General features: G+C 72.9%; 11 protein-coding genes. 1 reads left to right on the top strand and 10 read right to left on the bottom strand.

The genetic code is table 11. From position 1 onward, the window contains the following. Nucleotides 1-10: 10 nt before the first annotated feature. Nucleotides 11-616 (top strand): class I SAM-dependent methyltransferase, encoded by a 606-nt coding sequence (locus RFN52_RS22380; protein ID WP_229856666.1) that lies wholly within the window; start codon nucleotides 11-13, stop codon nucleotides 614-616. 84 nt (nucleotides 617-700) lie between these two features. Here RFN52_RS22380 and RFN52_RS22375 read toward each other — a convergent pair whose 3' ends face one another. The 10 genes from RFN52_RS22375 to sbnA all read right to left on the bottom strand — a co-directional run bounded on the left by RFN52_RS22375 (nucleotide 701) and on the right by sbnA (nucleotide 23,955). Next, nucleotides 701-1,687, bottom strand: coding sequence for a TauD/TfdA family dioxygenase (locus RFN52_RS22375; RefSeq protein ID WP_184848398.1), 987 nt, complete (start codon nucleotides 1,685-1,687; stop codon nucleotides 701-703). Nucleotides 1,688-1,695: 8 nt separating this feature from the next. After that, nucleotides 1,696-1,950 carry a hypothetical protein gene (locus RFN52_RS22370; RefSeq protein ID WP_184848396.1) on the bottom strand — a complete coding sequence of 85 codons (255 nt, stop codon included), beginning with the start codon at nucleotides 1,948-1,950 and terminating at the stop codon, nucleotides 1,696-1,698. Between the two features lie 146 nt (nucleotides 1,951-2,096). Further along, a complete protein-coding gene (locus RFN52_RS22365) occupies nucleotides 2,097-3,038 on the bottom strand; it encodes a TauD/TfdA family dioxygenase (RefSeq protein ID WP_184848394.1) in 942 nt (313 codons plus the stop codon). Beyond that, nucleotides 3,035-4,363 carry an MFS transporter gene (locus RFN52_RS22360; RefSeq protein WP_229856664.1) on the bottom strand — a complete coding sequence of 443 codons (1,329 nt, stop codon included), beginning with the start codon at nucleotides 4,361-4,363 and terminating at the stop codon, nucleotides 3,035-3,037. The genes RFN52_RS22365 and RFN52_RS22360 overlap by 4 nt, the downstream gene beginning before the upstream one ends. Next, nucleotides 4,360-5,442 (bottom strand): ornithine carbamoyltransferase, encoded by a 1,083-nt coding sequence (locus RFN52_RS22355; RefSeq protein WP_311241029.1) that lies wholly within the window; start codon nucleotides 5,440-5,442, stop codon nucleotides 4,360-4,362. Before RFN52_RS22355 ends, RFN52_RS22360 begins: the two co-directional genes overlap by 4 nt. Next, nucleotides 5,439-16,388 carry a non-ribosomal peptide synthetase gene (locus RFN52_RS22350; RefSeq protein ID WP_184848392.1) on the bottom strand — a complete coding sequence of 3,650 codons (10,950 nt, stop codon included), beginning with the start codon at nucleotides 16,386-16,388 and terminating at the stop codon, nucleotides 5,439-5,441. The genes RFN52_RS22355 and RFN52_RS22350 overlap by 4 nt, the downstream gene beginning before the upstream one ends. Beyond that, the gene (locus RFN52_RS22345) at nucleotides 16,385-21,625 is read right to left on the bottom strand and encodes a non-ribosomal peptide synthetase (protein ID WP_311241028.1); all 5,241 of its coding nucleotides are present in this window, start codon (nucleotides 21,623-21,625) and stop codon (nucleotides 16,385-16,387) included. Before RFN52_RS22345 ends, RFN52_RS22350 begins: the two co-directional genes overlap by 4 nt. Before the next feature lie 66 nt (nucleotides 21,626-21,691). Next, nucleotides 21,692-21,910 carry an MbtH family protein gene (locus tag RFN52_RS22340; RefSeq protein WP_184848390.1) on the bottom strand — a complete coding sequence of 73 codons (219 nt, stop codon included), beginning with the start codon at nucleotides 21,908-21,910 and terminating at the stop codon, nucleotides 21,692-21,694. 63 nt (nucleotides 21,911-21,973) lie between these two features. Next, on the bottom strand, nucleotides 21,974-22,963 hold the full coding sequence (sbnB, locus tag RFN52_RS22335; RefSeq protein ID WP_184848388.1) for a 2,3-diaminopropionate biosynthesis protein SbnB: 990 nt from the start codon (nucleotides 22,961-22,963) through the stop codon (nucleotides 21,974-21,976). 8 nt (nucleotides 22,964-22,971) lie between these two features. Next, the gene (gene sbnA, locus RFN52_RS22330; protein WP_184848386.1) at nucleotides 22,972-23,955 is read right to left on the bottom strand and encodes a 2,3-diaminopropionate biosynthesis protein SbnA; all 984 of its coding nucleotides are present in this window, start codon (nucleotides 23,953-23,955) and stop codon (nucleotides 22,972-22,974) included. Nucleotides 23,956-24,129 lie beyond the last annotated feature (174 nt).

Raw genomic sequence — 24,129 nt, 5'->3', positions numbered from 1 at the left:
GGTCGGTGCCATGGCTCCCAGTTCGCGCCGGCTGGCCACCGAGGTGACCCTGCCCGTGCCCGAGTCCGGCGACCCGGTGGTCGTCGAACTCGGGCCCGGCACCGGGGCGTTCACCGGACTGATCCAGGAGCTCCTCGGCGGTCGCGGCCATCACCTGGCCGTGGAGATCAACCCCCGGCTCGCGTCGTCGCTCGCCGAGCGCTTCCCGCGCGTGCAGGTCCTGAACGACGAGGCGGCCGCGCTGCCGCGGCTGCTCGCCGAGCGCGGGCTGGGTGTGGCGGACGCCGTCATCAGCGGGCTGCCCTGGGCCAGCCTGGACCTCACGACGCAGCGCACGACGCTCGACTCCGTACGCCGGTCGCTCGCACCGCAGGGGGCGTTCACGACCTTCGGCTATGTGCACGCGACGTACCTGTCGTCCGCCCGGCGCTTCCGGCGCATGCTCGGCTCCTCCTTCGAAGAGGTGGTGCCGGGCCGCACGGTGTGGGGCAATCTGCCGCCGGCGTTCGTCTATCACGCACGCCGTCCACGCCCCCGCCTGGCGCCCGCGACCCTCGATCTCCTCGTCGCGCAGGTCGGTGCGCGTGCAGCGGCGAGCACAGGCATGCGCTTCTGAATCCCCCGGGAGGCGCATGAGTCCGCCGCCGTACCCGACACAGGTACGGCGGCGGATCCTTCTCGGGGCGGGCCGCCCCGGGCGTCAGCCGTCGGACGGCTCGGCCATCGCGACGGCGATCTTGCGCGGGCCGGTGAAGGGCTCACGGGCGTGGGCGGCCAGCATGTTGTCGACGACCAGGACGTCGTGCCGCTGCCAGTCGAAGCGGGTGCTCGCGTCCCGGTAGCACTGGCGCAGGTGAGCGACGACATCGTCGGGGATCGGCGCCCCGTCCCCGTAGTAGGAGTTGGTGGGCAGGTCCTCGGGCGCGAAGATCTCCAGGAGGCCGTCGCGCACATCGGGGGCGACCGTGCTGACGTGGAAGAACGTGATGTGGTTGAACCACACGGTCTCCCCCGTCACCGGGTGCCGGTGCACCGCGTCGCGCACCGCCGTGGTGCGCAGCCCGCCGGCGGTCCACTCCACGTCGATGCCCTTGCCCGCGCAGTACGCGGCGACCCGGTCCTTGTCGTCGGTGTTGAACGCCTGCTGCCACGGCACCCCGAAGTCCTCGTGGAAGTTGCGCACCACACGCCAGCGGCGCCGGGTGAACTCCTCCCGCACGTCGGGGTCGATGGCCGCGTGGACGGCCCGGATGTCGGCGAGCGGGGTGGCGCCGAGCGTGTGAGGGGGTTCGATGCAGAAGAAGTACAGGGTCTGCGGCCAGACCGACTGGTACGAGTTCTCGTTGTGCAGGAAGATCTCCTCGTCCGCCGGGTAGTCGGTCGAGGTGTACACCTGCCCCTTGATGGTGGAGCGCGGCGAGGAGCGTTCCGCGTACGTCAGCGGCGGGGTGCCCGACAGGGCGTGCACCGAGCCGTTGAAGCCGTCGACGCCGTCGACCGCGAAGCCGCGCAGCAGGACCGCGCCACGGTCGACGAGGGCGGCGCGGACGGCCGCCCGGTGCTGTGCGAGGTACGCGCCGATCTCCACGGAGGGGTCGGGTGCGAGGAAGACCTTGGGGAGATGGCCCGGGAGGTCGACTCCCTGGGCCGGCACGCCGGTCGGGGTGGGTATCGCCTGGGTGGTCATGGTGGTGGTCAGCTCCTGGAGGAGGCGAAGGGTTCGAGCAGGGAACGGGACAGGGCGGATTCCCGGGCGCGCTGGACGACGGAAGCCGCACTGCCCGCGGGCCCGGCGAGCGCCGTGAAGAGGTCGTTGCGGCTCGGCACGTCCTCGGCGAACCGGTCGCCGCCGCCGTCGCCTTCCGCGCCGGTGACGACGAGGCGGCCCGGGTCCTCCGGGCGGTCCCCGGACGTGAGGTCTTTGGTGGTGCCGACGCCGATCGCCTTCACGACTGCCTCCTTACGGGTCCGGCACCGCCGGACGGGTGGGTTCTGCCGGGGTCGGGACGAGCGACACGGCGACGGGCCGGCCGCACAGGGGCGCCACCGCTGTCGCGCAGAGTGCGCTCATGGCGCTCAGCGGTACGCATCCGGTCTCAGTCGGACATCGCGACGAGCACGCGGCGGGTTCCGGTGAAGGGCCGGCGGCCGTGCGAGACCAGCATGTTGTCGATGAGCATCAGGTCCCCGGTGCGCCAGTCGCAGTTCACGGCGGCGTCCAGGCCCCGGTCACGGATCTGGAGGACGTACTCGTCGGGGATGGGTGTGCCGTCGGCGAACGTGACGGACTGCGGCAGTTCGTCGGCCGGCATGATCTGGGCGAGCGCGGCGGCGGTGTCGTCGCCGAGGCCCGCCGGGTGCCACTGGTCGGACTGGTTGAACCAGACCTCCGTGCCGGTCACCGGGTGCACGGCGGTCGCGGGCCGGATCTGGCGCACCCGCAGCGAGCCGTCCGGCTTCCATTCCCACTGGGCGCCGGTCTGCCCGAGGAAGGCCTCGACCTCGGCGCGGTCGGTGGTCTCGAAGGTGTCCTGCCAGCTCTTGCCGAGGCCGAGGCCGTCGTGCAGGTTCTGCTGGTAGCAGACGCCGCCCTTGAACGCCTCCCTGACCTCCGGGTCCAGGGACCGGAGCCAGAGGGCGGAGTCGGTCACCGGGGTGGCGCCGCCGGTCTCGGCCGCCTTCTGGCAGAAGAAGAGCAGGCGGGCCGGCCACGCGTGGGCGTACGACATCTCGTTGTGCATCGAGATGGTGAACTCCTGCGGGTACTCCGTGGAGGTGTAGACGTTCTTGCCGACCTTGGTGCGCGGCGAGTTGCCGTGGACGTAGGCGAGCCGGTTGGGCAGCAGCTCGTCCATGACCGGGTCGAGTTCCTCCTGTGTGACGCCGAAGCCGCGGAAGATCAGCGCCTTCTCCTTGACGAGCTGGTCGTCGATGGTGGCGGTGTCGCCGATCACCTTGAGCAGCCCGGCGGCCGAGGCCTCGACCCCGGCGCTCTGCGGGGTGATGACCAGCGGGCTCCAGCTGGGGGTCGTGTTCATGAGGTGCGTTCTCCTTCTTGTTCTTGTTCTCGTACGGGTTCTTGCTGCTGTTCCTGAGAGGTCTGCTGTTCCTCGGCGGCCAGGAGGCGGGTCAGTGCGGAGGCCGCGGCGACGAGCGCCAGGACGCCCATCGCCGCACCGAGCAGGGCGGCCGTGCGGGCCGCGCCGAGGGAGTCGAGCAGCACTCCCCCGGCGAGTGCGCCGAGTGCGTTGGCACCCGAACCCGCCAGCTGTAGCGCGCTGTTGACGCGGCCCTGGAGGGCATCGGGCGTGGTGCGCACCTGGTGGACACCGCCGGCGACGTTGACGGCGCCGCCCACCAGGCTCATTCCGGCCAGCAGCGCTCCGAGGAGCAGCGGCGACCGGGTCAGGGCGAGGGCGGGCACGAGCAGCGCCCACACCACGAGCGCACCGCGGACCAGGCCTGCCAGGCCGATGCGGCGCGTGGCCCAGCCGCCGCACAGGGCGCCGACGGCGCCGCCCGCCCCGCTGATCGCCGCGATCACGCCGACCGTCGCGGGCGAGAGCCCGTCCTCGTACAGGACGAAGGCGGGCAGCAGGGCCAGCGCCTGGAAGATCACGTTGCTGCCGGAGATCAGCAGCGTGATCCGGCGCAGGAAGCGGCGCCGCCACAGCCAGCGCAGCCCCTCGGCGATCTCGGGCCCGAGTCTGCGCCGTTCGGCCGCCGGCCTGCCGCCGAACGGCGCCCTGACGCACAGGACGGCGAGCAGTGACAGCAGGTGGGTGACGCTCCCGAGCAGGAACGGCGACCACCGGGCGGCGGCGAACGCGGCGCTGCCGAGCGGCTGTCCGAGCAGGCCCGCGGCCCGCCCCCGGGCCTCGTTCCCGGCGAGCGCCGCGGTGAGCTGCGACGCCGGCACGACCTGGCGGACGCAGGCCCGTTCGGCGAGGCGGTGGCAGACCATCAGCGAGCCCTCGACGAACGCGGCCACCGCCAGGTGGGCCAGATGGACCCGGCCCACCGCGACCGCCAGGACCACGCTCGCCGTGGACACCGCGCAGCCCGCGCTGCACACGAGCATCGTGCGGCGCCGGTTCCACCGGTCGACGAGCGCGCCGGCGGGCAACTGCACGATCAGGTGCGGGAGTTGCGCCGCGAAGGCGGCCATCGCCCCCGCCGCCGCCGATCCGGTGGACCAGATCAGCAGCAGCGGGTAGGCGACCGAGGTGGCGCGGGAGCCGAGCAGGGTGAGCCCGGCGCCGCTCCACAGCATGAGGTAGTCGCGGTTGCGTCGCAGCGGGACCGGATCCGGCCCCTTCGCCTGCGGGTGCGCGGGAGCCGTCCGGCCGTCGGTGACGCTCACTCTCCCGGTGCGGGCGGACCGCCCGCCCGGCACCACTTCAGGACGGCCATCGCGCTGTGCATCTTGTTCTCGGCCTGCTCGAAGGCGATGCTGTGCGGCCCGTCGAGCACCTCGGCGGTCACCTCGTCGCCGCGGTGGGCGGGCAGGTCGTGCAGGAACACGGCCTTGGGGCTGGTCTCCCACAGCCGCGCACTCACCTGGAACGGGGCGAAGACGTCCCGCCAGTCAGGGTCGGGCTTGGTGGTGCCCGTGGTCTGCCACCGCGTGGTGTAGACGGCGTCGACGTCGGCGGGCAGGTCGTCCATGTCGTGGCGTTCGCGCACGCTCGCGCCGGTGCGGGCGGCGTGCGCCTCGGCCCGGGCGAGATAGGACGGGTCGAGGCCGTAGCCGGGCGGGGTGCGCAGTTCCAGCTCGGTGCCCGGGAAGCGGCTCAGGGCGAGGGCGAGCGCGGAGGCCGAGTTGTTGCCCTCCCCCACGTACAGCACGCGCAGCCCGTCCAGCCGGCCGAAGTGCGCGCACAGCGTGGTGAGGTCGGTGAGGGCCTGGGTGGGGTGCTCCCCGGCGCTCATCGCGTTGACGACGGACATCCGCCGCTGGCTCGCCCAGGCCCGCATCTCCGCCTCGTCACCCGCGGTGCGGGCCACCAGGACGTCGAGCATGCGGGAGAGCACGGCCCCGGTGTCCTCGCTGGTCTCGCCGGTGTTGAGCTGGAGGTCGCCGGGCCCGTAGGTGATCACGGAGGCGCCCAGGCGCAGGGCGCCGCTGGAGAAGGCGGTACGGGTGCGGGTGGACGTCTTGCTGAAGTAGATCCCCACGACCTCGTCCCGCAGCGGCTTCAGGCCGCCCTTGCGGTCGGCGGCGCGGAAGGCGACACCGTCCGCCACCAGGGTGCGCAGGTCGTCGTCGGTGAGGTCGTCGACGGAGATAAGGTGGCGTGTGCGGGGGTGGTGCACAGGGTCCTCCTGGATGGTGGTGGCCGTTCGCGGGGCGGGGGTGGTGGCGGCCGTTCGCGGGCCGGGGGTGGTGGCCATGCGCGGGCCGTGGGTGGTGGCGGCCGTTCGCCGGCCGGGGGTGGTCATGACCGCTCCTCGTCGGTGACGACGGGGCTGAGCAGCGGGTGATCGGCGGGGGCGGCGGAGCCGGTGCCGGCGGCCGCCCAGTCCGCCATCAACTCGCCCTTGCCGAAGGCCTCTTCGTGCTTTCCGATCCGGGCGGTCAGATGCTTCACGACTCCCTTGCCGCTGTCGGAGTTGGTGAGGGCGACCAGGCCGACGCCGCTGCCGAGGTGGGAGAGCGAGAGGTTCCAGTAGCCGGCGGGTTCGCCGCCGTGCCCGAACTCGGCGTCGCCGCCGGTGTCGTCGACGATGGTGCCGAGGCCGTAGAAGCTGCCCGGGTGGGTGGCGAGCAGTTCCTGGGCGACTGAGCGGGGCAGCAGCGCCCCCTCGTGGCCCAGGAGTGAGGCCCGCACCTGCCGGGCGAGCCGGGCGATGTCCTCGGCCGTCGTCCACAGTCCGGCGGCGGCGAGGTGGGCGCGTTCGCGCCAGCCCCCTTCCATGGCCACGCCCTTGACGTGGTGGCCGAGTGCCACCGGCCGCCCCGACGTGCGCGGGAAGTCCTGGTCGAAGCTGCTGCCCGTCATGCCGAGCGGCGCGAGGACCAGGCGGTGCGCGAGGTCCTGGAACGCCTCACCGGTGACGTCCTCCAGGAGCTGCTGGAGGACCCAGTAGTGGGTGCTGGACTTGCGGAACGTGGAGCCGGGCACCAGCTGGCGGCGCACGCGCGGGGTCGAGACCGCGCCCGTGCCCTCCAGGAGGTCCAGCAGGGTGGGGACCTCGCCGCCCGGCGGGAATCCGACGCTGCGGTGCCGGGCGAGCCCGGCGGTGTGCCCGAGCAGGTGCCGGACGGTCACCGCGCCGGGTGCCGAGTCCAAATCGTCGAGGCGCCAGGACGTCAGGTGCGTGTCGATGGAGTCGTCGAGGCCGATGTGCCCCTCGGCGACGAGCCGCAGGGTCGCGAACGCCGCCACGTGCTTGCTGATCGAACCGACCTGGAACAGCGTGTCCGGGGTCACCGGACGGTCGCCGTCCACCGCGAGGACGCCGGCCGCGTGGGTGCGCACCGAGCCGTCCGCGCCGAGCAGGGCCAGGCTCACGCCGGGCACCCGGTGCTCGGCCATGAGGGCGTCCAGGTCGTCGAGAGCGACCGTCTCCTGGGCTTCGGCGGTGGCCGGCGCTCCGCCGAGCAGGGCCGCGACCTGGGCGAGCGGCCCCTCGGTGAGGCGCGTGGCGTCGCCGCCGGCGGCCTGCCGCAGAAGTGAGGCGAGCAGCTCGGCCGGGACCTCGACCGGTGCGGGCTGCGCCTCGGCGGTCTTGGCGGCCTGGGCGGCCTTGGCGGCCTCCTCCGCGGCGGCGGCCGCCCTGTCCTCGTCGATGGCCGCGGCCAGGTCGACGAGCGTGCCGTGCTGGTACATGCGCCAGACCGAGACCGCGAGACCCTCGCGGCGGGCCGCCGCGAGCACCTGGATCATCAGGATCGAGTGTCCGCCGAGCTCGAAGAACTCGTCGTGCACACCGATCTCGTCGACACCGAGCACCTCGGACCAGATCTTGGCGAGCGTGCGTTCCGTGTCGGTGCGCGGCGCCACGAACTCGCGGCCCGAGCGCATCGCCGAACGGTCGGGCGCGGCCAGCGCCTTGCGGTCGACCTTGCCGTTGGCGTTGAGCGGGATCGCGTCCAGGGCGACGAACGCGGAGGGCACCATGTACTCCGGCAGCAGCGCCCCGCAGTCCTCGGCGAGAGCCGCGGCGTCCGGCAGCGGCCGTCCTTCCGCGGGCACGCAGTAGGCGACGAGTCGCCTGTCGCCGGGCGTCGGCTCGTGCACGGCGACCACGGCGTCCCGGACGGCCGGGTGGGCCGCCAGCACGGCCTGGACCTCGCCGAGTTCGACGCGGTAGCCGCGGATCTTGACCTGGTCGTCGAGGCGGCCGAGGAACTCGATGTTCCCGTCGGCCCGCATCCGGACCCGGTCGCCCGTGCGGTACAGGCGGCTGCCCGCCGGCCCGTACGGGTCGGGCACGAACCGCTCGGCCGTCAGGTCGGGGCGGCCCGCGTAGCCGCGCGCCACGCCCGTGCCGCCGACGTACAGCTCGCCGACGACACCGGCCGGCACCTCGCGCATCGCCGCGTCCAGGACGTACGCCGTCATGTTGGGCAGCGGGCGGCCGATCGGGACGACGTCGAGCGCGACATGGTCGGTGACGGGGTGGATGGTGGAGCCCACGGACGCCTCGGTCGGCCCGTACTCGTTGATCATGCGGCCGGAGCCGAGGACTTCGAGGGACCGGTTGGCGGTGGAGCCCGGCAGGGCCTCGCCCGCGACGACGTAGACCCGGCTGAGCCGGTCGACCTGCTCGGTGGTGAGCTGCTCGGTGATGATGTCCAGGTGGCCCGGGGTCAGCTTGACGAAGCTGTACGGGCCGCCGTCGAGCAGCGCCGCCGGCAGGTCGGCGGGCAGCGTGTCCTGCGGGACGACGTGCACGGCCTGGCCGGTGACCAGCGGCCCCCACAGGTTGGGGACGACCAGGTCGAAGGCGACCGAGGAGAACAGCGGCGCACCGCCGGTGCCCCGTACGGCGAGCTCGTCCGCCGCCCACGCGACGTGGTTGGCCAGGCCCCGGTGCGGGACCTGGACGCCCTTGGGCCGCCCGGTGGAACCGGAGGTGAAGATGACGTAGGCGAGCCGCTCGGGGTCGTCGACCCGGGCCACCGCGCCGAACTCGCCGTCGCTGCCGGCCGGTCCGGCGACGTCCAGCACCGGCACGGAGGCGGGGAAGCGGTCCGCGTAGCCCTCCTGCGTCACGGCGAGCTGCGCGGCCGCGCTCTCGCACATGGAGGCGATGCGCTCGGCCGGGTAGGACGGGTCGATCGGCACGTAGGCGCCGCCCGCCTTCCACACCGCGAGCAGCGTCGCGAGCAGGTCCGGTCCGCGGTCGAGCAGCACGCCCACCGTGGACTCGGCGCCGACGCCCGCCGCGCGCAGCCGGTAGGCGAACCGGGTGGCCCTGGCGTCGAGTTCGGCGTACGACAGCTCGCCGCCGGCGTGCCGTACGGCGACGGCGTCGGGGGTGCGGGCCACCTGCTCCTCGAAGCGCTGCAGGACGGTCGCTTCCGGGAAGTCGCGGGCCGAGTCGTTCTGCGCGAGCAGCCACTCCCGCTCCGGTGCGGGCAGGTAGGTGTCCTGGGCGCTGCCCTGCGGGTCGCCGGCCATGGCCTCCAGGACCTGCCGGTACAGGGCGGTCAGGCGCTCGCCCTGCTCACGGGCCAGGGCGTGGGTGTGCGTGGTGAGCAGCAGGTGCCCGGAGACCGCGGAGACCGCGAGCGCGAACTCGGTGCCGCCCTCGCCACCGCTGGCCCCGGCGTCGACGAGCTTGTCGTCGACGTGGTCGAAGTCCTGGTAGCTGAACCGGACGTGGAGCAGGCGGCCGGCGCCCGCGTCCCGCTGGATGACCGGCATCGGGAACCGTCGGCGGTCCCAGACCTCGGCCTCGCGGGTGAAGACCTGGCGGACCAGGTCGGTCCAGTTGCCCGCGGTGCGGTCGAAGGCGAACGGCAGGGTGTTGAGGTACATGCCGTAGACGCGTTCCGCGCCGGGCGACTCCGGGCGGGCACTGCACACCAGGCCGCTGAAGAAGCCGTCCTCCTCGGTGAGGGTGCTCATGACCTTCAGGTGGGCGGCGAGCAGCACGCTCTTGAACGATGCCCGCGCCTGGGTGGCGAGGGCGCGCAGGCGCGGTTCGAGGTCGTGCACGGGCACGGCGAGCCGGTACTTCTCGCTCGGCTCTGCGGGGTCCCCGGCCCAGTCGGCGGGCAGCGCGAACGGTGCGTACCGGCCGATGAGGTCCTGCCAGTACGTCCGGTCCTCCGCCGAGTCCAGGGAGGCCAGTTCGGCCGCGATGAAGTCGGCGTACCGCACCGGCGTGGCCTCGGCGGGAGCGGGGACACCCCCTTCGCGCAGGGTGCGGTAGACGTCGAGGAGCTCCATCAGGAGGGCGCGGTGGCTCCAGCCCTCGGTGATGGCGTGCGAGACGGTGACGACGAGTCGCCAGGAGTCGTCGGCCTCGACCTGCGCGGTCATGCGCAGCAGCGGGGCCGTCGCGAGATCGAGCCCGCGGGCCCGCTCCTCGCGCATGATGTCCCGTACGCGCAGCTCGCGGGCGCCCTCCGACAGCTGCCGCAGGTCCTCGACGGCCAGCGGGATCCGGGCCTTCGGGTGCACGATCTGCAGCGGCTGGGTGAAGGAGTCCAGGTCGAAAGAGGTCCGCAGCATCTCGTGCCGCTCGGTGACCACGTCGAGGGCGGCGCGCAGGGCGTCCGCTTCGAACGGGGTGCCGTCGGTGATGCGGAACGACGCGACGTTCAGGTAGACCCGCCGTTCGTCGTCGGCGAGCATCTCGACGAGCATGCCGAGCTGGACCTGCGACATCGGGTACGCGTCCACGGCGCCCTCGGGCAGCCCGGCCCGGTCCTCGTCGGCGAGCAGCGCGAAGGGCTCGACGGGCGCGGCGGTCTCCTGCGGCGCCGGGCGCCCGGTGAGGAACTCGCTCAGCTCGGCGACCGTGCGGTACTCGAAGACCTCCCGCACGCCGATGTCGAAGCCGGCCGTACGCAGGGCGCCGACCAGGGCGACCGCGCGGATGGAGTGGCCGCCCAGGTCGAAGAAGCCGTCCAGGACGCCGACCCGCTCCAGGCCGAGGACCTGCGCCCAGATGGCCGCCACCTGTGCCTCGGTGATGGTGCGGGGCGCGACATAGGACGTGCCGCCGTCGAGGCCGGTGTCGTCCGGCGCGGGCAGGGCCCGCCTGTCGGTCTTGCCGTTGGCGTTGAGGGGGATCTCGTCGAGGGCGATGTAGGTCGCCGGGAGCATGTAGTCGGGCAGCCGGGCACCGCTGTGCTCGGCGAGTTCGGCGGCACTCGTGCCCGCCGCGCCGGACGGGACGTAGTACGCGACGAGCTGGATGTCTCCCGTCGCCGTCTCGTGCGGGACGACGACCGCCTCACGGACCGCCGGGTGCTCGGCGACGACGGTCTGGATCTCGCCGGGTTCGATGCGATAGCCGCGGATCTTCACCTGGTCGTCGAGGCGGCCGAGGAACTCCACGGCGCCGTCCGGACGGGTACGAACGAGGTCACCGGTGCGGTACAGGCGAGCGCCCGCCGGCCCGTACGGGTCCGGCACGAACCGCTCCGCCGTCAGACCGGGCCGGCCCGCGTAGCCGCGCGCCACGCCGGTACCGCCGACGTACAGCTCGCCCGCGACACCGACCGCGACCTGGTCGAGGCGCGCGTCCAGGACGTACATCGTCATGTTCGGCAGCGGATGGCCGATCGGCATGACCTCGCCGATCTCGGCTTCGGTGACGGGGAAGACGCAGGTGCCGACGGACGCCTCGGTCGGCCCGTACTCGTTGACGAGGTCGGTCCCGGGCGCCAGCGCCCGCCACCGCTCCACCGTCGTCCGCGTCAGCGCCTCACCGGCGATCACCAGTACCGGCGCCAGAGCGGAGGCCTGCTCCGCGGTCAGCTGGGAGGCCAGGACGTCGACGTGCCCGGGGGTCAGCTTGATGAAGCTGAACGGGCCCGCCGCCACCAACTCCCGTGCCAGGTCGGCCGTGTCGGTGTCCTGCGCGATGGTGTGCACCCGCTGACCCGTGACCAGCGGCGCCCACAGGTTCGGGACGACCAGGTCGAAGGCGACCGAGGAGAACAGCGGCGCACCCGTCGTCCCCCGCGAGGCCAGATCCCGCGCCGCCCAGGCGACATGGTTGGCCAGACCCCGGTGCGTGACCGCCACACCCTTCGGCCGGCCCGTCGAACCCGACGTGAAGATGACATAGGCCAGCGCCTCCGCATCCTCCGCACGCTCCGGCGCGGACCGCGACCGCCCATCGATCACGGACGCATCCCAGTCCACCAGGATCACGTCCAGGTCACCACCGAAACGATCCGCGTACGCGGAATGCGTCAGGACGGTGCCCGCCTCCGCGCTCTCCAGCATCGAGACGATCCGCTCCGCCGGATAGGACGGATCGATCGGCACATACGCCGCGCCCGCCTTCCACACCCCCAGCAGACTCGCCACCAGGTTCGGTCCGCGGTCGAGCAGCACACCCACCACGGAGCCAGGGCCACTCACCCCGGACGCACGCAGATGGTGAGCGATCTGGTTGGCCCGCACATCGAGCTGCGCGTACGTCACCACCTCACCGGCGAAACCGACCGCGGGCGCCTCGGGAGTGCGGGCGGCCTGCTCCTCGAAGCGGGCGCAGATACTCGCGTCACCGAAGTCGGCACGCTCGCCCGTGCCCTGTTCCAGGAGCGTCCTCCTGGTGGCGGAGGGGAGGTACGAGGCATCCGCATCGCCCTCCGGGTCCGCGGCCATCGCCACGAGGACCTCGCGCAGGGTGCCCGCGAGGCGCTCCAGGGCCTCGGCGGAGACGTGCTTGCGACCGCCGGTCAGGAACAGGTGGCCCAGGCGGGCCGAGACGCCGAGCGGGAACTCGGTGGGACTGTCGTCGATGCTCGCCAGGTAGTCGACCCGGTCGCGGTCGACCTGATCGAAGTCGTGGTAGCTGAAGCGGACCGAGACGAGCCGCTGCCCCTCCTCGGCCTGCCGCTGGATGTCGGGCATCGGGTAGCCGCGGTGCGGCCACAGTTCGACCTCGCGCTCGAAGACCCGGCGCACCAGGTCGCGCCAGGTTCCGGAGGCGCCGTCGAAGGCGAACGGCAGCGTGTTGAGGTGCATGCCGTACAGGCCGTCGGCGCCGAGGGCCTCGGGGCGGGCGTTGCACACCAGGCCGGTGAAGAAGCGCTCGTCACCGGTGACCGTGCTGAGGACCTTCAGATGGGCGGCGTGCAGCACGCTCTTGAGCGAGGCGCCGGCGGTGGACGCCAGGGCCCGCAGCTGCGGCTCCAGGTCGTGGAAGGGGACCTTGACCCGGTGCGGGGCACCCGCGACCCCATCGCCCGCCCAGGCCTCGGGGAGCGTGAAGGGCGTGTGGCCCTCGATGATGCCGGTCCAGTACGCCCGGTCGTCGCCGGCCTCGCGGGAGGCGACCTCGGCGGCGATGAAGTCGGCGAACCGCACGGCGGGGGCGGCCGGCGCGTCCACGGGCCGCCCGTCGCGGACCCGGTGGTAGCCCTCGACGATCTCCATCAGGAGGGAGTGGTGGCTCCAGCCGTCGAGGATCGCGTGGCACTCGGTGATCGTCAGCCACCAGCTGCCGTCGTCGCAGGCCGTGCCGTACAAGCGCAGCTGCGGCGCGCTGTCCAGCGGGATCAGCCGGGAGCGCTCCTCCGCGGTGAAGGCGCGCAGCGCGTCCCGCACCCCCTCGTCGCCGAGGCCCCGCAGATCGCGTCCCTCCACCGGCAGTTCGACCTGCTCGTGCACCAACTGCATCGGCACGGCGTAGGAGTTGAGGTCGAAGGACGTGCGCAGCACCTCGTGCCGGGCGACGGCCGAGGCGACCGACGCGCGCAGCGCCTCGATGTCGAAGGAGCGGTCGTCGGGGACCCGGAAGGAGGTGACGTTGTGGTACGGGTGCCGGCCGCTGTCGCTGAGCATCTCGACGACCATGCCGATCTGCACCTGCGACATCGGGTAGGCGTCCACGACGCCTTCGGGCAGCCGGGCCCGGTCCTCGTCGCCGATGAGGGCGAACGGGCGTACGCCGTGCGTGGTGGTGACCGGCGCCCGGTCGGCGAGCTGCTCGCACAGCAGCGCCACGGTGCGGTACTCGAAGAGGTCGCGGACGCCGACGTCGAGTCCCGCCTCGCGCAGCCGTCCGGCCAGGGTGATGGCGCGCAGGGAGTGCCCGCCCAGGTCGAAGAAGCTGTCGTGGATGCCGACCCGGTCGACACCGAGGACCTCGGCCCAGACGGCGGCGGTGCGCTCCTCCAGGCCGGAGCGCGGCGCGGCGTACTCGGACGCGGCCGCGCGCGTGGCGGGCGCGGGCAGCGCCTTGGCGTCGAGCTTGCCGTTGTCGGTCAGCGGCAGCGCGTCGAGGGTGACGAACGTCGCCGGGATCATGTACTCGGGCAGTTCGCGGGCGAGCAGGGCGCGCAGCCCGGCGGGGTCGGGGGCGGCGCCGTCGGCGGGGACGACGTAGGCGACGAGCTGCTTGTCGCCCGGGGTGTCCTCCCGGACCAGGACGACGGCGTCACGCACACCGTCCTGCGCCGTGAGCGCGGCGTTGATCTCACCGAGCTCGATGCGGAACCCGCGGATCTTCACCTGGGCGTCGTTGCGGCCCAGGAACTCCAGGCTGCCGTCGGCCAGGCGGCGCGCGACGTCGCCGCTGCGGTACAGACGGTCGCCCGGCGCCCCGTACGGGTCGGGCACGAACCGCTCGGCGGTCAGGGCGGGACGGCCACGATAGCCGCGGGCGACGCCGCGGCCCGCGACGTGGATCTCCCCGGGCACCCCGATCGGCGCCAGGTTGCCGTGCGCGTCGAGGATGCGGACGGCGAGGTCGTCGAGGGGGACGCCGACCGGGCTGACGGAGCCCCGGGCGAGGTCGTCCTCGTCGAGGAGGTGGTACGTGACATGCACGGTGGTCTCCGTGATGCCGTACATGTTGACGAGGGTGGGGGCGTCCAGGCCGAGCCGGTCCGCCCACGGCCTCAGGTCGGCGACTTCGAGCTTCTCGCCGCCGAACACCACGGTGCGCAGGGCCAGTTCGCCGATGCGCGGATCGCCCTCGCGGGCGGCGGCGACCAGGGCGCGGAACGCGGACGGCGTCTGGTTGAGCACCGTCACGCGCTGCTCGACGAGCAGGTCGAGGAAGGCGGACGGGTCGCGCGAGACGTCCTTCGGCACGACGACGAGCCGGCCGCCGTGCAGCAGCGCGCCCCACATCTCCCACACGGAGAAGTCGAAGGCGTAGGAGTGGAACAGGGTCCACACGTCGTCGGTGCGGAACCCGGTCTGGTCCGCGCAGACCGTGAACAGGCGCTCCACGTTGGCGTGGGTGAGGCCGACGCCCTTGGGGCGGCCGGTGGAGCCGGAGGTGTAGATGACGTAGATCAGGCTGTCGGCGTCCGTCCGCGGGGCCGGGTCCGTGACCGGCCGGCCGGCCAGCACGGCGCGGTCCTCCTCCGCGTCGAGGACGAGGACGGGCCCGTCGTGCAGGCCGTTCAGCAGCTCCGCGTGGGCGCGTTCGGTCACCACGACCGGGGCTGCGGCGTCCCGGAGCATGTAGCCGATGCGGTCGGCGGGCTGCGAGGGGTCGAGCGGCAGATAGGCGCCGCCCGCCTTGAGGACGCCGAGCAGGGCGGGCATCAGGTCGGCGCCGCGCTCCAGGCAGACGCCGACCAGGGTCTCCTGGCCGACGCCGAGTCCGACGAGGTGGTGGGCGATGCGGTTGGCGCGCTCGTTGAGTTCGGCGTACGTGAGCGTCTCGCCGGCGGCGTGCACGGCGACGGCGTCCGGGGTGCGGGCCACCTGCTCCTCGAAGGCCCGGTGGACGGTGCGGGTGACCTCTCCGGTGACGGCCGCGCCCTGCGTGAGCAGGCGCACCTCGTCCGCGCCGAGGAAGGCCAGCCGAGCCAGGTCGGCGTCCGGGTCCGCGGTCGCCACGTCGAGGAGGCGCACGAGCTGCCCGGTGAGGCGCTCGGCGGTGGCCCGGTCGAACAGCTCGACGGCGTACTCCAGGTGCCCGTGCAGCGTGCCGTCGGCGTCCTGGCGCAGCTGAAGGTCGAGGTCGTACTTGGCGGCGTCGCCCTCGGCCCGGTACGGCTCGGCGGCGACGCCCGGCAGGGCGAAGGCGCCGGTGCGCTCGCCGTGCATGGTCAGGACGACGTCGAAGAGCGGGTTGCGGGACAGGTCGCGCTCGGGCTGCACGGCGTCGATCAGCCGGGCGAACGGGACGCCCTGGTGGTCGAAGGCGCCGAGGACGGTGCCCTTGGTGGCGTCGACGAGGTCGCGGAAGGAGGTTCCGTCGGCCCATCTCCCGCGCAGCGCGAGCGTGTTGATGCCGTACCCGAGCATGCCCTGCAGCTCGGGGCGGCCCCGCCCGGACACGACCGTGCCCACGGTGACGTCGGCGGAGCCGGTGTGCCGGGCCAGCAGGCTCTGGAACGCGGCGAGCACGACCATGAAGGGCGTGGCGGCCCGCTCCCGGGCGAACTCCTGCACGCGCCCGGCGAGTGCGGCGGGCACGGAGAAGGCGACCGTGTCACCTCTCGCGTCCCGGACGGCCTTGCGGGGCCGGTCGGTGGGCAGCTCGATCGGGGTGATGCCCGCCAGCTCGCTCTTCCAGTGGTCGAGGTGCCGCTCCAGGGTGGCGCCGGACATCTCGGCGCGCTGCCAGGCGGCGAAGTCGGCGTACTGGACGGCGACGTCGGGCAGCCGCGGCTCCTCCCCCTTCACGAGGGCGCCGTACAGGGCGCTGAGTTCCTGCCCGACGATCTCGGTGGACCAGGCGTCGCAGGCGATGTGGTGGAAGACGACGGCGAGCACGTGCTCCGCGTCGCCGAGCCGGATCAGCCGGGCCCGCACCGGCAGGTCGCGCTCCAGGTCGAACGGCACGAAGATCTCGCCGGTGACGATCGCCCGGGCGCGTGCCTCGCGCTCGCCCTCGGGCAGGTGCGTGAGGTCTTCGAGGGGCAGCGTGACCCGCTCCCGCTCGGAGACGATCTGCACCGGCTCCTCGCCGTGCAGCCCGTACCGGGTGCGCAGGATCTCGTGCCGGTCGGTGAGCCGCTGCCAGGCGTCGGCCAGGACGCCGGCGTCCAGGGCCCCGGTCAGCCGGACGAGCAGCGGGACGAGGTACTGGGTGCTGTCGGGGTCGAGGCGGTTGAGGAACCACATCTGCTCCTGCCCGTACGACAGGCGCAGCGGGGCGTTCCGGTCCGCCTTGGGTATCGCGCTCCTGCGCGCACGCCGCCGCCCGGCGAGCCGCTGCCGCACGATCGCGTCGCGGGCCTCGTCCGTGTCGATGCCCGGGGGCGTGTTGGCACCGGTGCTCATGCTGTCTCCTTGACCGGCGCGTGGCCGTTGGTCGCGGGGTCGGGGTGGGTGGGGGCGCCGGCGAGACCGGACGGGTCGTCGAGGTCGGCGGGCCGGAAGTGGCCGGAGGGGTCGTCGTGCTCCGAGGGGTCCTCGGGCTCCGGCGGGTCGGCGATGCCGGACGGGTCGTCGGCGTCCACCGCCTCGTCGGGGTCCGTCAGGCGCGGGCCGCCGGCCGTGGCCTGTCCGTCGAGGTCCCGTCCGTCGAGGTCCCGTCCGTCGGGGTCCTGCCCGTCGAGGTCCGCGAAGATCTCCCGTTCCACGGCCACGGCCAGCTGAGCCACCGTCGGGCCCTCGAAGACCGCCCGGACCGTGAAGTCGATGTCGAACTCCTCCTGGATGCGGGAGATCAGGCGGATCGCCAGGATCGAGTTGCCGCCGGAGTGGAAGAAGCTGTCCGTCATGCCGGGCTCGACCGCGAGGAGTTCGGTCCAGATCTCCGCGAGGCGTTCCTCGGTGGCGGTGCGCGGGGCGATCCGGCCCTGCGGGGCGTCCGTGGCGCCGGCGTCCGGCGCGGGCAGGGCCCGCCTGTCGGTCTTGCCGTTGGCGTTGAGGGGGATCTCGGCCAGCGGGACGTAGTGGTCGGGCAGCATGTACTCCGGCAGCCGCGCGGCACAGTGCGCCGAGAGTTCGCCGGCCGGGCTCACGTCCGCGTCGTCCCGCGGGACGTAGTACGCGACGAGCTGACGGTCGCCAGCCGCCGTTTGACGCGCCACCACGACCGCCTCACGAACCGCCGGGTGCTCGGCGACGACGGTCTGGATCTCGCCGGGTTCGATGCGATAGCCACGGATCTTCACCTGGTCGTCGAGGCGGCCGAGGAACTCCACGGCGCCGTCCGGACGGGTACGAACGAGGTCACCGGTGCGGTACAGGCGAGCGCCCGCCGCCCCGTACGGGTCCGGCACGAACCGCTCCGCCGTCAGACCGGGCCGGCCCGCGTAGCCGCGCGCCACGCCGGTACCGCCGACGTACAGCTCACCGGGAACCCCGACGGGCACGAGAGCGAGCCGCTCGTCGAGGACATACATCGTCATGTTCGGCAGCGGGCGCCCGATCGGCATGACCTCGCCGGTCTCGGCCTCGGTGACGGGGAAGACACAGGTGCCGACGGAGGCCTCGGTCGGCCCGTACTCGTTGACGAGGTCGGTCCCGGGCGCCAGCGCCCGCCACCGCTCCACCGTCGCCCGCGTCAGCGCCTCACCGGCGATCACCAGCACCGGCGCCAGAGCAGAGGCCTCCTGAGCGGTCAGCTGCGCCGCCAGCACCTCCACATGTCCCGGCGTCAGCTTGATGAAGCTGAACGGGCCCGCCGCCACCAACTCCCGTGCCAGGTCGGCCGTGTCGGTGTCCTGCGCGATGGTGTGCACCCGCTGACCCGTGACCAGCGGCGCCCACAGGTTCGGGACGACCAGGTCGAAAGCCACCGAGGAGAACAGCGGCGCACCCGTCGTCCCCCGCGAGGCCAGATCCCGCGCCGCCCAGGCGACATGGTTGGCCAGACCCCGGTGCGTGACCGCCACACCCTTCGGCCGGCCCGTCGAACCCGACGTGAAGATGACGTAGGCCAGCGCCTCCGCATCCTCCGCACGCTCCGGCGCGGACCGCGACCGCCCATCGATCACGGACGCATCCCGGTCCACGAGAACCAGACCCAGGTCACCGCCGAAACGATCCGCGTACGCGGAGTGCGTCAGGACGGTGCCCGCCTCCGCGCTCTCCAGCATCGAGGCGATCCGCTCCGCCGGATAGGACGGATCGATCGGCACGTACGCCGCGCCCGCCTTCCACACCCCCAGCAGACTCGCCACCAGGTTCGGCCCACGGTCGAGCAGCACGCCGACGACGGACCCCGGACCACTCACCCCGGACGCACGCAGATGGTGAGCGATCTGGTTGGCCCGCACATCGAGCTGCGCGTACGTCACCACCTCACCGGCGAAACCGACCGCCGGGGCTCCGGGGGTACGGGCGGCCTGCTCCTCGAAGCGGGCGCACACGCTCGCGTCACCGAAGTCGGCGGCGGAGGCGTTCCACTCCGTGGCGATCAGGTGCCGCTGGGCGTCGGACAGCAGCGGGACCTCGGCCAGGCGCGCCGACGGGTCGGCGGTCACCTCTTCGAGGAGGCGCACGAACTGCTCCCGCACCCGCTCCACGGTCGCCGCGTCGAACAGCGAGACCGCGTACTCCAGGACGCCTTCCAGGGAGCCGTCCGCCGAGCGCCCGATGAACACCGACAGGTCCGTCTTGGCGACGGTCCACGACTCGGCGAAGGCGCGCAGGTCGGCGGCGTCGGTGGCGATGCTGGTGACGCCCTCGCTGTGCATGTCGAAGGCGACCTGGTACAGCGGCGTGCGCGACAGGTCGCGCTCCGGCTGGATCTCGTCGACCAGGCGGTCGAAGGGCAGTTCCTGGTGGGCGAAGGCGGCCGTCGCGGCGGCCCGCACCCGGCCCAGGGCCTCCTCGAACCGCAGCTCGGGACCGAGCCCGCAGCGCACCACCAGGGAGTTGAGGAAGAAGCCGACGGTGCCGGACAGCTCCGGCCGGGTGCGGCCGGCGACCGGGGTGCCGACGGGCACGTCCCACTGGCCGGTCTGCCGCGCCAGCACCGTGGCGAACGCGGTGAGCAGCGTCATGAACTCAGTCGCCGCGTTCTTCCGGCTCAGCCGCTCCACGGCCGCCGCGAGGCCGGGCTCGATCCGGATCGGCACGACCGCACCGCGCGGGTCGCGCACGGCGGGCCGGGGCCGGTCGGCGGGCAGGTCGAGGGCGGTGATGCCGTCGAGCGCGGTGCGCCAGTGGGCGAGCTCGCCCGCGACGAACGCGTCGGTCTGCCGTCCGGACTGCCAGGCCGCGTAGTCCGCGTACTGCACGGTGACCGTGGGCAGGACGGGCTCGCGGCCCTCACGGGCGGCGGCGCACAGCTCCTGCAGTTCGCGCTCCAGGACGACCGTGGACCAGCCGTCGCACGCGATGTGGTGCAGGGTGACGAGCAGCACGTGGTCCTCGCCGGGGATCCGGGCCAGCAGCGCCCGCCACAGCGGTCCGGTCGCCAGCTCGAAGCCGCGTGCGAACTGCTCCTCGAAGTGCTCGGCGAGCCGGTCGCGCCCGGTGTCGACGACCCGCAGCTCCACGGGGTGCGCGGCGCCGATCACCTGACGGGGTTCGCCGCCCTCGTCGACGTACCGCGTGCGCAGCGCCTCGTGACGGCCGCCGAGCGCGGCCAGCGCCGACTGCAGCTCCTCCGGCGTGGTCGCGGCCGGCAGGCGCAGGATCAGCGGGGCGACCCACTCGCGGCTGCCCGGGCCCATCCGGTCCAGGAACCACAGCCTGCGCTGCCCGGACGAGAGCGCCAGGCGGCCCGTGCGGTCGGCCGCCGGGATCGGGGTGCCGTCCGCGTCCTGCGCGCCGATCAGCCGGGCCTGGGCCTCGACCGTGGTGGCGCTGAACAGGCCGCGCATCGACAGGGTGACACCGGTGGCGCGCAGCCGGGCCGCGAGCCGGGTGAGCTGCAACGACGTGCCGCCCAGGGCGAAGAAGTCGTCGGTGGCGCCGATCTTCTCGCGGCCCAGCAGCGCCGCCCACACCTCGGCGACCTTCTCCTCGGCCGCGTTGCGCGGGGCGATGTAGGCGCCCTGCCCGGTGAGGTCGTCGCCCTGCTCCAGGGCGGCGGTCAGAGCCGCGCGGTCGATCTTGCCGTTGGGCGTCAGGGGCAGTTCGTCGAACGTGCGGAACAGTGCGGGGACATGGCTGTCGGGCAGCCGGGTGCGCAGGAAGCGGCGCAGGTCGCTCCCGGTGAGTTCGCCGCGCGTGGTGACGGCGGCGCCGATGCGTACCGCGTCCTCGTCCGTGCGGAACGCCACGACGGCCGCGCCCGTGACCTCGGGGTGCGCGCCGAGCTGGGCCTCGATCTCGCCGGGCTCGATGCGTACGCCGTTGACCTTGAGCTGACCGTCGGCACGGCCCTGGTACTCCAGGAGACCGGCGGCGTTCCAGCGCACCAGGTCGCCGGTGCGGTAGAGGCGGGCGCCGGGCGGACCGTACGGATCGGGCACGAACCGCTCCGCCGTGAGGCCGGGGCGCCCCGCATAGCCCTGGGCGACGCCGACGCCGCCGGCGTACAGCTCTCCCGTGACGCCCTTGGGCGCGAGGCGTCCGTCCGCCCCGAGAACGAGGACCCGCATCCCGGTGAGCGGCCGGCCGATCGGGACGGGCCCGGTCTTCTGTGCCGGGTCGGCCTTGTGGGCGGTGATGTCGATCGAGCACTCCGTGGGCCCGTACGTGTTCCAGACCTCGATGCCGGGGCCTGCCAGCGCCCTGACCCGCTCGACGAGTTCGGCGTGCAGCGGTTCCCCCGCCGAGGCGAGCAGCCGCAGCGCGCCGCAGCCCTCCCACGACGGTTCCTCGACCAGCAGGCGCAGCACGGACGGCACCAGTTGCAGCACGGTCACGCCGCCGTCGGCGACGGCCTTCAGCAGCGCGGCGGGGTCCTTCTCGGCGCCGTCCGGCGCGACGACGACGCTCGCTCCGCACACCAGCGGCGCGAAGATCTCCCAGCCCGCCGCGTCGAAGCCGACGGACGTCTTGAACAGGATCCGGTCGCCGGCGCCGAGCCGCTGGGCGCGCACGGCCCAGGCGACACGGTTCGCGATGCCCTCGTGGGTGATCTGTACGCCCTTGGGGGCGCCGGTGGAGCCGGAGGTGAAGATCGTGTACGCGAGCGAGGCCGGGTCCACCGGAGCCGGGCCGGCCGGGCCGTCCTCGGCGGCGGTGGTCAGCTCCTCAACACTCAGGACGCGCGGGCCGTCCTCCCCGAGCGGCCCGCGCAGTGCGGCTGTGGTGACGACGAGTTCGGCACCGGCCTGGGACACCAGGGATCTGAGGCGTCCGTGCGGATGGCCGGCGTCGAGCGGCAGATAGGCCGCGCCCGCCTGCCACACCCCGAGGAGCGTGGCGATGAGTTCGGTGCCCCGGGGGAGGCACACCCCGACCAGGGAGCCCGGGCCCACGCCCTGCGAGCGCAGGAGACGCGAGGTGCGCGCGGCGGCGTGGGCCAGGTCCCGGTAGGTCGTCGTGCGTGGGCCGTCCAGCACGGCAGCCGCGCCGGGCGTGCGGTCCGCCTGCGCGGCGAAGAGCGCGGGCAGGGTGGGCGGGACGGTTCCGCTCAGGGTGTTCCCCGGCAACTGTGCGGCGTTCAACAGGTGCTCCTTCAATGACCTGGCGTACTGGACGGTTCTCCGAAGTGACGTTCAGGCGGGTGGACTTCAGGCAGCGGTGGCCTGGGTCTCCATGCGGCGGCGCAGGCTCAGCGGGCGCATGTCGGTCCACACCTCGTCGATGCGGGCGAGGCACTCCTCGCGGCTGCCCTGGGTGCCCTCGGCGTTCCACCCGGCGGGCAGTTCACGGCCGGCGGGCCAGATCGAGTACTGCTCCTCGTCGTTCAGGACGACGCGGTACTCGGGGGCGGCGGACTGCTGGGACATGGTTCTCCTCGTGTGGATGTACGGAAGGGGCTGGGAAAGGGCGGCGTACGGGCACGGGCCGGGTCAGGACAGGAAGTCCGTGACCTCCACGCCGATGCCGAGCTCCCGGGCGGTGGTGTGCACGTCGACGGCGAGGGCCAGGTCGAGGACGCCGAGGCCGAACGGCGAGTAGACGGTGACCTTGTCCGGGTCCGGCGTGAACGCGACGGTCCCGTTGATGAGCTGGCCGATGGAGGCGTCGATGAAGGCGCGGCCGCCGGTGATCTGCTCGGTCAGGTGCAACGAGGTCCGCTCGCGGCACACGTGGTCCGCGTCGTCGACGATGTTGTGCGCGCCGTTGACGGAGAGCGGGTCGATGTCGCGCAGCGAGACGTGCAGGACCACGGTGCCGGGTTCGGCGGGCGTGAGGTCCACGTGCGGCTCGCCCGCGTTGGTGGCGAACGAGACGAGGCGCTGCGCCTCCAGGGCGTCCTCGATGCTGTCGGCGAGGGTGACCACGGCGTCCGGCAGGAGCTCGCGGCAGCGGCGGGCGAACTCCTCGGCGCGCACCCGCGAGGTGTCGTAGAGCGTGATCTCGCCGAGCGTTCCGATCGCGGCCTGGAGGTAGCGCAGGATCTCCAGGTTGATGACGCCGCAGCCGATGAGGGAGACGCCCTGCGGGCGCCGGCCCTCGGTGAGGATGTCGGCGGCGAGAGCGGCACTCGCGGCGGTCCGCGCGGCCGAGATCAGCGAGGCCTCCAGCAACGCCTCGGGGTGTCCGGTGCGCAGCGAGTTGAGCACCATCACCGCACTGGCACGGGCGATTCCGGACTGGATGTTCTCGGGGAACGAGGAAATCCACTTCAGCCCCGCTGCCGGGTTCTCGCCGCCCCGGTAGGACGGGAGTCCGATGATGCGGTTCGCGGGCTGGTCGGGGAAGCGCAGGAATATGGAGTGGGGTACGGCCGTCTCCCCCTTTTCGTGCAGGGAGTAGGTCTGCCGGACCAGCTCGATGTGCTCCTTCTCCCTCCCACCGAGTATTTTCTCTACGTCTGCCTTGCGCAGTACGAGCATGGGAAGTTTCAGTCCTTCCACAGGTGCGACACTTCACCGAAGTGTTCGCGCACCCAGTCGTCGGAATAGATGGTGTCCAGATAGCGGTCCCCGCCGTCGGGGAATATCAGTGCGCTGACCGAGCCGGGCGGAATGCGCGGCAGCATTCGCTCCGCCGCGGCGATCGTCGCCCCGGAGGAACCGCCGGCCAGGATCGCCTCGCGGACCACGAGGCGGCGGCAGGCCGCCACGCAGTCGAGGTCGGAGACGTGAACGACCTCGTCGGCCGCGGCCGGGTCCATCAGGGCCGGCACGACGGAGGCGCCGTGCCCCGGGATCAGCCGCCGGGTGGGCAGCTGGCCGAAGATGGCGCTGCCCTGCGCGTCGACCGCCACGATCTTGGTGCGCAGCCCCTCCTTGCGGAGGTGGTCGGCGCAGCCGCGCAGCGTGCCGAAGGTGCTGACGGAGCAGAAGAGGTAGTCGAGCCGCCCGTCGAGCTCCTCCACGATCTCCCGCATGGTCCGCTCGTGGGCCCGCGGGTTGGACAGGTTCGCGTACTGGTTCGGGGAGTAGGCGTGCGGGATGCTCGCCACGAGCTCTCGCACCCTGCGCAGCCGCACCGGCAGGAACTCGCCGGTCGCGGGGTCCCGCTCGTCGATCACCACCACCTCGGCCCCGTAGGCCCGCATGATGGCCAGGTTCTGCTCCGTGGTCTTGGCGTCGACCACGCAGATGAAGCGCAGATCGAAGTACCGGCAGATCTGGGCGAGCCCGACCGCCAGATTCCCCGAGCTCGATTCCACGACCACGGAACGCCCCGGCGTGATCTCGCCGTTGCGCAGCGCCTCAAGAAGCATGTTGAGGCCGCTTCGGTCCTTGATGCTGCCACCTGGGTTGAACCGCTCGATCTTGGCGAAGAATTGCGAGTGTTCCCCGGGGAACACTCTCTCCAGTTTCACCAGAGGTGTCTCGCCGATCGTCCCCAGAATCCCCGAATCAAATGTTTTCGGCATGGATTCCCTCTCACCTGTTAGGCGTGCAGTGGAGACACTAGTTCGCCTTTGGACGGGGGTAACGGGTTCAGCGCTGGCAGCCAGATGCAGACGCAGGATCCTGACACCGGGATCCTGCGACAGCGCTCCTTGTGGTGGCCAAGACTGGGGCCATTCAGAAATCCCGGAGTGCAC

Source organism: Streptomyces collinus (genome assembly GCF_031348265.1).
In the GTDB taxonomy this organism is placed as follows: Bacteria; Actinomycetota; Actinomycetes; order Streptomycetales; family Streptomycetaceae; genus Streptomyces; species Streptomyces collinus.
Note: the sequence above shows the minus strand (reverse complement) of the source record. Positions and strands in the feature narration are given on the sequence as shown.

Coding starts and splice junctions, on each gene's coding strand:
- RFN52_RS22355 (WP_311241029.1), bottom strand. CDS start 5,442: ATGACCACCCCCGGCCGGCGAACGGCCGCCACCACCCACGGCCCGCGC.
- RFN52_RS22365 (WP_184848394.1), bottom strand. CDS start 3,038: ATGAACACGACCCCCAGCTGGAGCCCGCTGGTCATCACCCCGCAGAGC.
- sbnA (WP_184848386.1), bottom strand. CDS start 23,955: ATGCCGAAAACATTTGATTCGGGGATTCTGGGGACGATCGGCGAGACA.
- RFN52_RS22380 (WP_229856666.1), top strand. CDS start 11: ATGGCTCCCAGTTCGCGCCGGCTGGCCACCGAGGTGACCCTGCCCGTG.
- RFN52_RS22375 (WP_184848398.1), bottom strand. CDS start 1,687: ATGACCACCCAGGCGATACCCACCCCGACCGGCGTGCCGGCCCAGGGA.
- sbnB (WP_184848388.1), bottom strand. CDS start 22,963: ATGCTCGTACTGCGCAAGGCAGACGTAGAGAAAATACTCGGTGGGAGG.
- RFN52_RS22350 (WP_184848392.1), bottom strand. CDS start 16,388: ATGAGCACCGGTGCCAACACGCCCCCGGGCATCGACACGGACGAGGCC.
- RFN52_RS22340 (WP_184848390.1), bottom strand. CDS start 21,910: ATGTCCCAGCAGTCCGCCGCCCCCGAGTACCGCGTCGTCCTGAACGAC.